Origin of the sequence: Curtobacterium sp. MCSS17_007 (genome assembly GCF_003234175.2) — a bacterium.
GTDB lineage: Bacteria > Actinomycetota > Actinomycetes > Actinomycetales > Microbacteriaceae > Curtobacterium.
On the sequence record NZ_CP126257.1, the window covers coordinates 1449806 to 1461991 of the forward strand.

Annotated in this window: 7 protein-coding genes; 6 read left to right on the forward strand and 1 reads right to left on the reverse strand. The window is 70.4% G+C overall.

All coding sequences use genetic code 11. The features are described from left to right. Window positions 1-155: 155 nt before the first annotated feature. The 5 genes from glnA (DEJ22_RS06850) (at window position 156) to DEJ22_RS06870 (ending at window position 9574) form a co-directional block, all read left to right on the forward strand. Window positions 156-1493, forward strand: coding sequence for a type I glutamate--ammonia ligase (gene glnA / locus DEJ22_RS06850; protein WP_111225915.1), 1338 nt, complete (start codon window positions 156-158; stop codon window positions 1491-1493). 22 nt (window positions 1494-1515) lie between these two features. Continuing rightward, window positions 1516-4488: a bifunctional [glutamine synthetase] adenylyltransferase/[glutamine synthetase]-adenylyl-L-tyrosine phosphorylase gene (locus DEJ22_RS06855; RefSeq protein ID WP_111225916.1), complete on the forward strand. Its 2973-nt coding sequence runs from the start codon at window positions 1516-1518 to the stop codon at window positions 4486-4488. Window positions 4489-5014: 526 nt separating this feature from the next. Continuing rightward, entirely contained in the window at window positions 5015-6619 is a 1605-nt protein-coding gene (locus DEJ22_RS06860; RefSeq protein ID WP_111225917.1) for a glycosyltransferase family 2 protein, read from the forward strand. Then, the gene (locus DEJ22_RS06865; RefSeq protein ID WP_111225918.1) at window positions 6612-8153 is read left to right on the forward strand and encodes a glycoside hydrolase family 26 protein; all 1542 of its coding nucleotides are present in this window, start codon (window positions 6612-6614) and stop codon (window positions 8151-8153) included. Before DEJ22_RS06860 ends, DEJ22_RS06865 begins: the two co-directional genes overlap by 8 nt. Beyond that, a complete protein-coding gene (locus DEJ22_RS06870; RefSeq protein ID WP_111225919.1) occupies window positions 8150-9574 on the forward strand; it encodes a UDP-glucose dehydrogenase family protein in 1425 nt (474 codons plus the stop codon). Before DEJ22_RS06865 ends, DEJ22_RS06870 begins: the two co-directional genes overlap by 4 nt. 437 nt (window positions 9575-10011) lie before the next feature. Here the strand turns inward: DEJ22_RS06870 and glnA (DEJ22_RS06875) are convergent, their stop codons facing one another. Next, complete coding sequence (glnA, locus tag DEJ22_RS06875; RefSeq protein WP_111225920.1) at window positions 10012-11436, reverse strand: type I glutamate--ammonia ligase; 1425 nt, start codon at window positions 11434-11436, stop codon at window positions 10012-10014. A gap of 142 nt (window positions 11437-11578) precedes the next feature. Between glnA (DEJ22_RS06875) and DEJ22_RS06880 the strand changes: the two genes are divergently transcribed. Continuing rightward, window positions 11579-12049 carry an RDD family protein gene (locus tag DEJ22_RS06880; RefSeq protein ID WP_111225921.1) on the forward strand — a complete coding sequence of 157 codons (471 nt, stop codon included), beginning with the start codon at window positions 11579-11581 and terminating at the stop codon, window positions 12047-12049. Window positions 12050-12186 lie beyond the last annotated feature (137 nt).

Genomic DNA, 12186 nt, shown 5'->3' on the forward strand with positions numbered 1-12186 from the left:
TTCGGTGTTCCGCCCCGACACTGGTCGTCGGACCTGGGGACGTTCTCGGGCACGTCCTGCCCGACGCTCCGCACGGGCGTCGCGCACGCCGGGCCCGGAGCACTAGCCTGTGGTGACGGGAGCCCCGAGCCCCGCCGAACACGGAAAGGTCGTGCATGGACAAGCAGACGGACTTCGTGCTCCGCACCATCGAGGAGCGGGGCATCAAGTTCATCCGACTCTGGTTCACTGACGTCATCGGCACGCTGAAGTCCGTCGCGATCGCCCCGGCCGAGGTCGAGGGCGCCTTCGCGGAGGGCATCGGGTTCGACGGTTCCGCGATCGAGGGCCTCACGCGGTCCTACGAGGCCGACGTCCTGGCACACCCGGACCCTTCGACGTTCCAGATCCTGCCATGGCGGGGCGAGGTCGACCCGACGGCGCGGATGTTCTGCGACATCACGACGCCGGACGGACAGCCCGCCGTGGCCGACCCCCGGAACGTGCTGAAGCGGACCCTCGCCAAGGCGAGCGACCGTGGCTTCACCTTCTACACGCATCCCGAGATCGAGTTCTACCTGCTCAAGAGCCGCGACTGGAAGGACGGCGGCCCGCAGCCCGTCGACCAGGCGGGTTACTTCGACAACGTCCCCGGCGGCAGCGCCCACGACTTCCGTCGGCGCTCGGTCCGCATGCTCGAGGACCTCGGCATCTCGGTGGAGTTCTCCCACCACGAGGCCGGCCCCGGGCAGAACGAGATCGACCTGCGCTACGCCGACGCGCTGACGATGGCGGACAACATCATGACCTTCCGCACGGTGGTGAAGGAGGTCGCGATCGAGCAGGGCGTCTACGCCACCTTCATGCCGAAGCCGCTGTCCGGGCAGCCGGGGTCGGGCATGCACACGCACGTGTCGCTCTTCGAGGGCGACCAGAACGCGTTCTACGAGGCGGGCGGCGAGTACCAGCTCTCGCAGACCGCGAAGCACTTCATCGCGGGCGTCCTGCGCCACGCACCGGAGATCACCGCCGTCACGAACCAGTTCGTCAACTCCTACAAGCGCCTCTGGGGCGGCGACGAGGCTCCGTCCTTCGTGACCTGGGGCCACAACAACCGTTCGGCGCTCGTGCGCGTCCCGCTCTACAAGCCGAACAAGGGCCAGTCCGCCCGGGTGGAGTACCGCGGCATCGACTCGGCGGCCAACCCGTACCTGGCCTACTCGCTGCTGCTCGCCGCGGGCCTCAAGGGCATCGACGAGGGCTACGAGCTCCCGCCCGAGGCCGAGGACAACGTCTGGAGCCTGTCCGACGCCGAGCGCCGTGCCCTCGGGTACAAGCAGCTCCCGGCGAGCCTCGACCACGCCCTCGGGCTGATGGAGGACTCGGAGCTCGTCGCCGAGACGCTGGGTGAGCAGGTCTTCAACTACGTCCTGCTCAACAAGCGGCAGGAGTGGAAGGCGTACCGCGACCAGGTCACGCCGTTCGAGCTGGACACGAACCTCGGCGCGCTCTAGCAGCACGCCCGGAGCGCACCACATGACCGGTCGGACGAGGACGTCCCGTTCCGAGATGGCCCGGCTGGGCTTCGCGGAGCTGTCGGAGAGCCTGGAACGGATCGCCGGACTGGAGGCACGGTCCGGCCCCGAGATGCGGGTGCCGGTCACCGACGCCCCGGCCCTCTGGGAGTCGACGGCCGATCCGGACGGCGCGCTGCGGCTGGTGGAACGGCTGCTCGACCGTGCACCCGACGAGCTGCGACCGGTGCTGGCCGACGAGCACGCCACGGAGCGCCTCGTCCGCCTGCTCGGCGCCTCGGTCGGGCTCGGGGAGTTCCTGCACCGTCGGCCGGCCGAGATCGCGCTGCTGCTCGAGCCGGTCACGCCACCGTGGTCGCAGGAGGCGTACAGCGCCTCCCTGGCCGAGGCCGTCGACGGCGCCACGGGGGAGGACGCCCGTGTGCGGCTCCGCGTCCGGTACCGTCGGCACCTGGCGCAGATCGCACTGTTCGACGTGCTGCACGACGCGCCGACCGAGGCGTTCCCCGTCGTCGCCGCAGGGCTCGCCGACCTGGCGGGCGCTGCGCTCGAGGCCGCGGTGGCCGTCGCCCGGCGCGAGGTCCCGTTCCCCGCAGCAGACGTCGCGGCGACCCCGCTCGCGGTCATCGCGATGGGCAAGGCCGGCGCCCGTGAGCTCAACTACGTCAGCGACGTCGACGTCATCTTCGTCACCGAGCCGACGCGGGACGACGCCGCGGACACGGGCGTCGGCACCGACCGTGCCGTGCTCATCGCGACGCGACTGGCGATCGCCGCGACGCACGCGATCACCGACCTCGCCGCCGAACCGGCGCTCTGGGAGGTGGACGCGAACCTCCGCCCGGAGGGCAAGGACGGCGCGCTCGTCCGGACGCTCGACTCGCACGTCGCCTACTACGAGCGGTGGGCCAAGGGGTGGGAGTTCCAGGCCCTGCTCAAGGCCCGGCCGATCGCCGGCAGCCGTGACCTCGGGGAGCGCTACGCGGCAGCGGTGGCGCCGTTCGTGTGGACGTCGGCCGGCCGGCCCGGGTTCGTCGAGTCCGTGCAGCGGATGCGCGAGCGGGTCACCGAGCACATCCCGGACGACGAGGTCGACCGGCAGATCAAGCTCGGACCGGGCGGCCTGCGCGACGTCGAGTTCACCGTGCAGCTGCTCCAGCTCGTGCACGGCCGCGACGACGAGTCCGTCCGGGTGCGCTCGACGCTCGAGGCCATGGACGCCCTCGCGGCCGCGGGCTACGTCGGCCGCCCGGAGGCGGCACGCTTCGGTCCCGACTACGCGCTGCTGCGCGTGCTCGAGCACCGCATCCAGCTCCGCCGGCTGCAGCGGACACACCTCATGCCCTCCGACGAGGACGAACTCCGGGTGCTCGCACGCTCGACCGGACTCGCCACCTCGGCGTCCGCGCTCGAGCAGCGCTGGCGGGGCGTGAAGCTCGAGGTCCGCGGGCTCCACGAGCGGCTGTTCTACCGTCCGCTGCTGTCCGCGGTGGCCGCGACCGACGGCGACATCGTCCTGACGAACGACCAGGCGGCCGACCGCCTCGGAGCGATCGGCTTCGCGGACCCGGCCGGAGCGCTCGGCCACATCCGTGCCCTCACGCAGGGCACGAGCCGGCGCGCCGCGATCCAGCGGAACCTGTTGCCGGTGCTGCTCCGGTGGATGGCCGAGGGACCGGCACCGGACCGGGCACTCCTCGCGTTCCGGCGGCTGAGCGACACGCTGGGGGAGTCGAGCTGGTTCCTCCGCATGCTCCGTGACTCCTCGGGGGCCGCGCACTCGCTGACGACCGTGCTGTCCGAGTCGGCCTTCCTCGCCGGCCTGCTCGAACGCTTCCCCGAGGCCGTCGCGTGGCTCGACGAACCCGACGCGCTCCTGCGCCCCCGCCCGCTGGGGTCGCTGCTCGCCGAGCACGCCGCGACGACCGCGCGACACGGTCAGGACGTGGACGGTGCAGCCGCCCTCGTGCGGTCGGCCCGGCGACGGGAGACACTCCGTCTCGGCATGGCCGCGGTGCTCGGGTACCTCGACGTCGACGCGCTGGGACCGGCACTGTCGGACGTCACCGAGGCGACGCTCGCGGGCGCCCTCGCCCTCGCTCGCCGCGACGCCCCGCCCGAGCTCGCGTTCGGCATCGTCGCCATGGGACGGTTCGGGGGCCGGGAGCTCGGGTTCGGCTCCGACGCCGACGTGCTGTACGTGTACCGGGCCCCGGAGGACCTGGCACCCGAGCGGGCCTCTCGCGCCGCACAGACCATCGTCCGCGAGCTCTCGCGCCTGACGGACGACGCCATCCACCCGTTCGAGCTCGACACGGACCTGCGCCCCGAGGGCAAGAACGGCCCGGTGGTGCGCACGCTCGACTCCTACGGCGCGTACTACGCCCGCTGGTCGCTGACCTGGGAGGCGCAGGCGCTGCTGCGGGCCCGTGGGGCGGTCGGCGACGACGCGCTCCTCCGGGACTTCGAGCACCTGGCCGACCGGACCCGCTACCCGGACCAGATCGACGACCGGGAGGTCCGCGAGGTGCGCCGCATCAAGGCGCGCGTGGAGTCCGAACGGCTGCCGCGCGGCGCCGATCCCGCCCGACACCTCAAGCTCGGCCGCGGGTCGCTCAGCGACGTCGAGTGGTTCGTGCAGTTGCTGCAGCTGCAGCACGCGACGTCGGTACCGGGACTCCGCACGACCTCGACCCTCGAGGCCCTCGACGCGGCGACGGTGGCGGGGCTCGTCGAGGGAGAGGACGCCGAGCGGCTCGGGGCGGCCTGGCGCTTCGCGTCGCGGACCCGGAGTGCGCTCGTGCTCTGGTCGGGGAAGACGACCGACGTGCTGCCGGTCGACCGCGTGCAGCTCGAGGGCATCGCCCGCCTGATGGAGTACCCGCCGGGGTCCGCGTCGCAGCTCGAGGACGACTACCTGGGTGTGACCCGACGAGCACGGCAGGTGTTCGAGCGCGAGTTCTACGGCGCCTGACGGACACCCGGAGGAGGGCTCCGTCCGGCGGCGACACGCCCGGACGGTCGCAACTCGCGAGAAGATGACATGTCGTCGAGGATGAATTCCTCGTGTCGAGGGTTGTCCCCCGACTCATCTTCCGATGTACCCCGTGCTGTCCACCCCGGGAGTGCTCTTCGCAGCTGGGGATCAGGTTCCGGGTTCCTCGTCGCACCCGCCTGCGGCGCGGCTCGCCGTGCGCGCCAACCCGCCCCTGAACTGGACTTTCCCACGCGAAGCAGGGCGCGCCTCCCGGTCGGCGGGACCGGTGCGCGCAGGGTGTGAGCGCTCCCGGACGGTCCGCCGTGGTGCTGTCAGCAGCACGGCGGACACAGGAGGGGTGCCGCGATGCGGACAGCCATGTACCCCGTGACAGGGCCACAGTGCCCCCGGACGGGGGACGCGTTGCGCGGCGCGGCCGGTTCTGCATCAATGGCCTCACCCGAACCGGCCATGGTTCCCCGATGAAGCGGAATCCCCACCTCGAACGTTGAAGCAGGGATCGATGTTCACCTTCATTCTGCAGATCCGGCAGATGGTCGAAGGGCACCCCGAGTTCTACCTGTTCGCCGTGTACTCCGCGGTGATCTGGTTGCTCTGGCTGCTCAAGGTCATCCTGTCGGCCCGCTACCGCCCGTACACCGGCACCTTCGTCGGGACGACCAGTGTCGTCGTCCCCGTCGTCGACGAGCCGATCGACCTGTTCCGCGACGTGATCGGCCGCATGGTCGAACAGGGTCCGGGCGAGATCATCGTCGTCATCAACGGCGCCAGGAACGAGGCGTTGGAGCAGGTCTGCGACGAGTTCGCCCCGCTCGTCCGCTGGACCCACACGCCCGTCCCGGGCAAGCGCAACGCCGTCAAGGTCGGTACCGAGATGTCGACCGGTGACATCACCGTGCTCGTGGACTCGGACACGGTGTGGACGCCCGGCACGCTCTCGGAGCTGCTCAAGCCGTTCGCCGACGAGTCCGTCGGCGGCGTCACCACCCGACAGCGGATCCTCGAGCCGACCCGCTCGTGGATCACCCGCTGGGCCGACTGGCTCGAGAACTCCCGCGCGCTGTACTCGATGCCCGCGCAGAGCGTGCTCGGGCAGATCGGGTGCCTGCCCGGCCGGACGATCGCGTTCCGCCGCAGCATCCTCGTCCGGGTCATGGACCGCTTCATGCACGAGGAGTTCATGGGCGTGTTCCTCGAGGTGTCCGACGACCGGACGCTCACGAACCTGACGCTCAAGGAGGGCTACCGGACCGTCTACCAGTACACGTCGCTGGTCTACACGGACGCCCCGCTGCAGGTGAAGAAGCTGTTCAAGCAACAGCTCCGCTGGGCGCGCGGCTCGCAGTACAACACGCTGCGGATGCTCCCGTGGATGCTCGGACACGCGCCGGTCCTCGCGGTGTTCTTCCTCACCGACATCATCCTGCCGTTCATGCTCTTCGGCGTGATCGCCGGCTGGATCTACCGCGCGGTGACCGGGCAGGGCGAGAACCTGTACCAGGGGATCCTGTCGCAGTACGGGTTCTCGACGGGCTTCGTCTACGTCGCCGGACTGATGGTCGTCTCCAGCGTGCTGAGCATGGCCATCCGGCAGATGCGGCACCTCGCCGAGAAGCCGAGCGACTTCTTCCGCCTGCCGATGTTCATCATCGTGTCGACGTTCTTCCTCATGCCGATCCGCCTCATCGGGTTCTTCCGCCTGGCGCACGCGTCCGGCTGGGGGACCCGTGCCGGGGCCTACGCCGGCGGTCCGGTGGAGCAGGCTCCGGCAGACGCGGTCCAGCCGACCGCGCTGGGCACCGCGCCCGTCAGCCCCGTCGACGCCGGTCTGCCGCCGGTGGACCGTACCGACGTCGTCCGGGCGCGGGTGGACGTCGGGGACCAGGCCGCGGCCGACCGTGCGTTCGACGAACTCTTCGGGGCCGACGCCACGACCAACTCGACCGCGACGGTCCTCGCCACCCGTCGCTCGGCGGCGACCGCGGCTGCGGCTGCGCCGACCGGGCGTCCGGCACCGGCGAAGCCCCGCCGGGTCAACCCCTACGCGGCGATCCCGTACGTCATCGGGATCGCGATCTTCGCCCTGGAGGCGTTCCTCATTGTCTGACCTCATCCGATCCACCAGCACGTGGTGGGCGCAGTCCAGCAAGCACGCCCGCCGCACCGCCATCGGCACGACGGCCATCGTCCTCGTCCTCGGCCTCATCACCTGGACCGTGTGGGTGTCCCCGGCGGGGCCGGTGTCCACGGCCGTCCACTCCGCCCTCGGGGTGACTCCGCCGAAGGCGAAGCAGCCCACCGCCGCCCAGCTCGCCGCGAAGCTCGACGCCGCGCAGCAGACCATCTGGAAACTCGAGGGCGAACTCGACTCGTCGAGCGCTCAGGCCGGCTCGCGGGCCGACGAGATCGCGCGGCTCAAGGCGCAGATCGCGTCGCTCCAGTCCGACCTCGGAGCGGCGACGAGCGGGAAGTCGTCGGCGGCGGGTTCCGGTTCCGCCGCCGGATCGTCCGGACCCGGCGGCTCGGCCGCGGGCACGTCCTCCGGTGGCTCGGGGTCGGGTGGTGCCGCCGGCGGCTCGTCCGGCGATGCTGCCCCGGGCGGAACCGCGCCGAACACCGGCCCGTCGAAGGACCCGGTCGGCACGGAACCGATCCGCACGCCCACCAAGGCGCAGATCCTCGGCCAGCAGTCGCGTTGGTACGGCCTCTACACGGCGCAGTCCCCGTTCAACTGGGCCGAGTACGACCGTGTCTCGCAGGAGGTCGGCCGGGCCACCAACATGGTGGGCTACTTCCAGGGCTTCGACCAGGACTTCAACGCCGGCGCCGTGCAGCGGTCGTGGGCGAACGGTCGCCTGCCGATGATGACGTGGGAGACCGTTCCCGCGAAGACCGGCAACGACCAGCCGTACGTCGAGGGCTACACGAACCAGGACATCGTCTCCGGGAAGTTCGACGACTACCTGGCGTCGTACGCCAGGGCGCTGAAGGCCAACGGCATGCCCGTCGTCATCCGCCTCGACCACGAGATGAACGGCCAGTGGTACAACTGGTCCGAAGGGTCGAAGCAGCAGAACGCACCCGGGTCGTACGTCGCCATGTGGCAGCACGTGCACGACGTCTTCCAGGCCAACGGGGCGAACGACTACGTCATCTGGAACTGGTCGCCGTCGCGCATCGACAAGCTCGGCAACCCGAAGTACCAGACGCTCGACTACATGCGCCAGTACTACCCCGGCGCCGACTACGTCGACTGGGTCGGCATGAGCGGGTACTACCGAACCGCCACCGAGCAGCCCACCTTCCAGAACACCTTCGGCGCCACGCTCGCGCAGCTCCGGCAGGTCGCCCCCGGCAAGCACGTCCTGCTGAACGAGATCGGCGCCACCGAGACCGGTGGCAGCGTCTCGGACAGCCAGAAGTCGCAGTGGATCGACTCGCTCTTCGACGCCCTGGCGGACCCGGCCAACCGCGACGTCATCGGCTTCGCGTACTTCAGCCAGGTGGCCACCACCATCGTCGACGGCACCCGCACCACGAACGACTGGCGCCTCGACTCCCGTGCCGACAGCCTGGCGACCTTCGCCGAGGGCATCGCCCGCACCGACACCGACTACGACCTGCAGGAGGTCAAGCAGTGACCGCTCAGAAGAAGACCGACGCCGCCGACGTGCGGCCGGCTCCCGTCATCAGCGTCATCGGCACCGGCTACCTCGGCGCCACCCACGCGGCCGCGATGGCCGAGATGGGCTTCGACACCATCGGCGTGGACGTGGACCCCGCGAAGCTCGCCGCGCTCTCCGCCGGCGAGGTGCCCTTCTACGAGCCGGGACTACCCGAGCTCATCACGAAGCACGTCGCCACCGGCCGACTGCGCTTCACGGCCGACCTCGCCGAGGCCGTGACGGCTGCCGACGTCCACTTCGTGTGCGTCGGGACGCCGCAGAAGGCGGGGTCGCACGCCGCGAACCTCACCTACGTCGAGGCGGCGACGCGCGGGGTGGCCGAGCACCTCACCCACCCCGGCCTGATCATCGGCAAGTCCACCGTGCCGGTCGGGACGGCCGCACGGCTGCGCGGCATCGTCCGCGAGTTCGCGCCGAGCGGGATCGATGCCGAGCTGGTCTGGAACCCCGAGTTCCTCCGCGAGGGCAAGGCCGTCGACGACACCCTCCACCCGGACCGCCTGGTCTGGGGCGGTGCCTCGGCCGCGGCGGACGCCGTCATCCGCGAGGTCTACGCCGCACCCATCGCCGAGGGCACCCCGGTCATCACGACCGACCTCGCCACCGCCGAGCTCGTGAAGGTGAGCGCGAACGCCTTCCTCGCAACGAAGATCTCGTTCATCAACGCGATCTCCGAGATGTGCGCGATCACCGGAGCCGACGTCACGACCCTTGCCGACGCCCTCGGGCACGACGTCCGCATCGGCAGGAAGTTCCTCGACGCCGGTCTCGGCTTCGGTGGCGGCTGCCTGCCGAAGGACATCCGCGCGCTCATGCACCGCGCGAACGAGATCGGCGCCGGTCGTGTCGTCGGACTCATGCAGCAGGTCGACGAGATCAACATGGGGCAGCGCGAGCGGGTCATCGACATGACGATCGAGGCGCTCGGCGGCTCCGTGCTGAACCGCCGCGTGGCCGTGATCGGCGCCGCCTTCAAGCCGCTCACCGACGACGTCCGCGACTCGCCGGCGCTCAACGTCGCCGCGGCCCTGCACCTCCGCGGGGCGCAGGTCACGCTGTGGGACCCGGAGGCGAACGAGACCGCCCGGCGCTCCTTCCCGACGCTGTCCTACGCCGCCACGAAGGAGGACGCGGTCGAGGGGGCCGACGTCGTGCTCGTCCTGACGGAGTGGGACGAGGTCGTGCAGGCGTCGCCCGTGGCGCTCGCGTCGCTCGTCGGCCGTCGCGTCGTGATCGACGCGCGCAACTGCCTCCCGGTCGCCGACTGGGTCGAGGCGGGGTGGTCCGTCCGTTCCCTGGGACGGCCCACTCCGGTCACGGGTGCACCCGTGAGCGTGGCGGCGGGGACGAACGACGTGCTGGCCACGGCGCGCTAGTCGTCGACGCGCAGCAGCGGGGTCCGTGCCGGTGCGGCGCGGGCCCCGCTCTCGCGTGCCCGGGCAGCCTGGCTGTTCCGGGCGTACCTGGTTGTTCCGGGCGTACCTGGTGGTCCGTTCCGACCAGGTACGCCCGTTCCTCCTTGCCATCGGAACCGTGATGGGAAGGAACGGGCAGACAGCGGGGTGACGGTCTGGAGGCCCGGTGCCGGTCCGCCGGACCGGCACCGGGCCTCCAGGCGGTCCTGTCCACAGCTCGCGCGCGGGCCCGGACACGGTCGCGCGCCTCCCCGCCGATGACTCCGCGAAGGCGACAGTGCACCGCGAACGGTTCGCCGAAGCCTGTCGCTCTCGCGGTGCACTCAAGCGCCCAGCGTCCCGCAGACGGGGAAGGGCCCCGCACCGTGTGGTGCGGGGCCCTTCTGGGGGAGCGAGGGTCAGACGCCGAAGTACAGCTCGTACTCGAACGGGTGCGGACGCTGCGCGAGCGGGAGGATCTCGTTCTCGCGCTTGTAGTCGATCCACGTCTGGATGAGGTCCTCGGTGAAGACGTTGCCCTTGGTGAGGAACTCGTGGTCCGCCTCGAGCGCCTCGAGCGCCTCGTCGAGGGAGCCCGGCACCTGCGGGATGCCCTTGGCCTCCTCCGGGGGGAGCTCGTAGAGGTCCTTGTCGACCGGCTCGTGCGGCTCGATCCGGTTCTGGATGCCGTCGAGGCCCGCCATGAGCTGCGCGGCGAAGGCGAGGTACGGGTTGCCCGAGGCGTCCGGCGCGCGGAACTCGATGCGCTTGGCCTTGGGGTTCGTGCCCGTGATCGGGATGCGGATCGCTGCGGAGCGGTTGCCGGCCGAGTAGACCAGGTTGACCGGAGCCTCGAAGCCCTTGACGAGGCGGTGGTACGAGTTGATCGACGGGTTCGTGAACGCGAGCAGCGCCGGGGCGTGCTTCAGGATGCCGCCGATGTACCAGCGCGCGACGTCGGAGAGGCCGCCGTAGCCGTTCTCGTCGTAGAACAGCGGCTTGCCGTCGGACCAGAGCGACTGGTGCGTGTGCATGCCCGACCCGTTGTCACCGAACAGCGGCTTCGGCATGAACGTGGCGACCTTGCCCCACTGGTCGGCCGTGTTCTTGACGATGTACTTGAACTTCAGGATGTCGTCCGCGGCGTGGACCATCGTGTCGAACTTGTAGTTGATCTCCTGCTGGCCGCCGGTGCCCACCTCGTGGTGCGAGCGCTCGAGCTCGAAGCCCGCCTCGATCAGCTTGAGCGTGATGTCGTCGCGCAGGTCCGCCGTCTTGTCGACGGGGGAGACCGGGAAGTAGCCGCCCTTGTAGGGGGTCTTGTTGGCGAGGTTGCCGCCCTCTTCCTCGCGACCGGTGTTCCAGGCGCCCTCTTCCGAGTCGACCGAGTAGAACGACTTGTTCTGGGTCACCGAGTAACGGACGTCGTCGAAGATGTAGAACTCGGCCTCGGGGGCGAAGAACGCGGTGTCCGCGATGCCCGTCGACGCGAGGTACTTCTCCGCCTTCTTCGCCACCTGACGCGGGTCACGGCCGTAGATCTCACCGTTCCGCGGGTTGTAGATGTCGAAGATCATGATCAGCGTGCGCTCGGCGCGGAACTGGTCGATGTAGGCCGTCGTCACGTCCGGGATGAGCTGCATGTCCGACTCGTGGATCGACGCGAAGCCGCGGATCGAGGAGCCGTCGAAGAGCTGTCCGACCGAGAAGAAGTCCTCGTCGACCGTCGACGCCGGGATGTTGAAGTGCTGCTGGACACCGGGCAGGTCCGTGAAGCGGATGTCGAGGAACTTGACGTCCGTGTCCTTGATGAAGGCGAGCACCTCGGAGGAATCGCTGAACATGTGTGTCGATCTCCTGGGGGGTAGGTGATGTCGGAGGTGCCGCAGGTGCACCCTCCGACGAGGCTATTGACACCGGGTTTCCCGGACATGACTGCATTGTTTCGTGCGTGTTACGTCGGCGCGGTCGCCTACCCTTGGAACCATGGCCCGCAGCACCACCCCGCCCTCCGCGTCCTCCGCCCACCCGGGCGGTGAGCACCCGGACGGGTGGCCGGGCAAGGACCTCGGGCTCCCGGAGGAGGGGCCGCGGAGCGTCGGGCGCATCGGCCGACGTGTGGTGGCGCTGCTCATCGACGGCCTCCTGGCGGACCTCGTCGCGTTCGTGACCGGGGTCTGGTCGCCGCTGCAGGGATCGGGCGACATCACGCACACCTGGTTGCAGCTCGCGATCTTCGCCGTGCTCCAGGTGCTGTTCATCTGCACGCTGTCCGGGTCGTTCGGACACGTGTGCGTCGGGCTGCGGGTCGTCCCGATCCGTGGCGGCTACGTGGGCGTCTGGCGGCCCGTGGTGCGCACGGTCCTGCTGTGCCTGGTCGTCCCGGCCCTGATCATCGACCGTGACAGCCGCGGTGCGCACGACCGCATCGCCGGGACGGTCCTCGTCCGGCGCTGACCCGTGGCGCTCGCGCCCCGCGCCCTACGGGCCGTACGGGCTGCCGCTCGCGTCGACGGAGCAGACGACGTCGAGCGGACAGCCGGTACCAGACGGTTCCTGCACCACGGACGCGAGGGGCGTCCTCGCCGGACCAG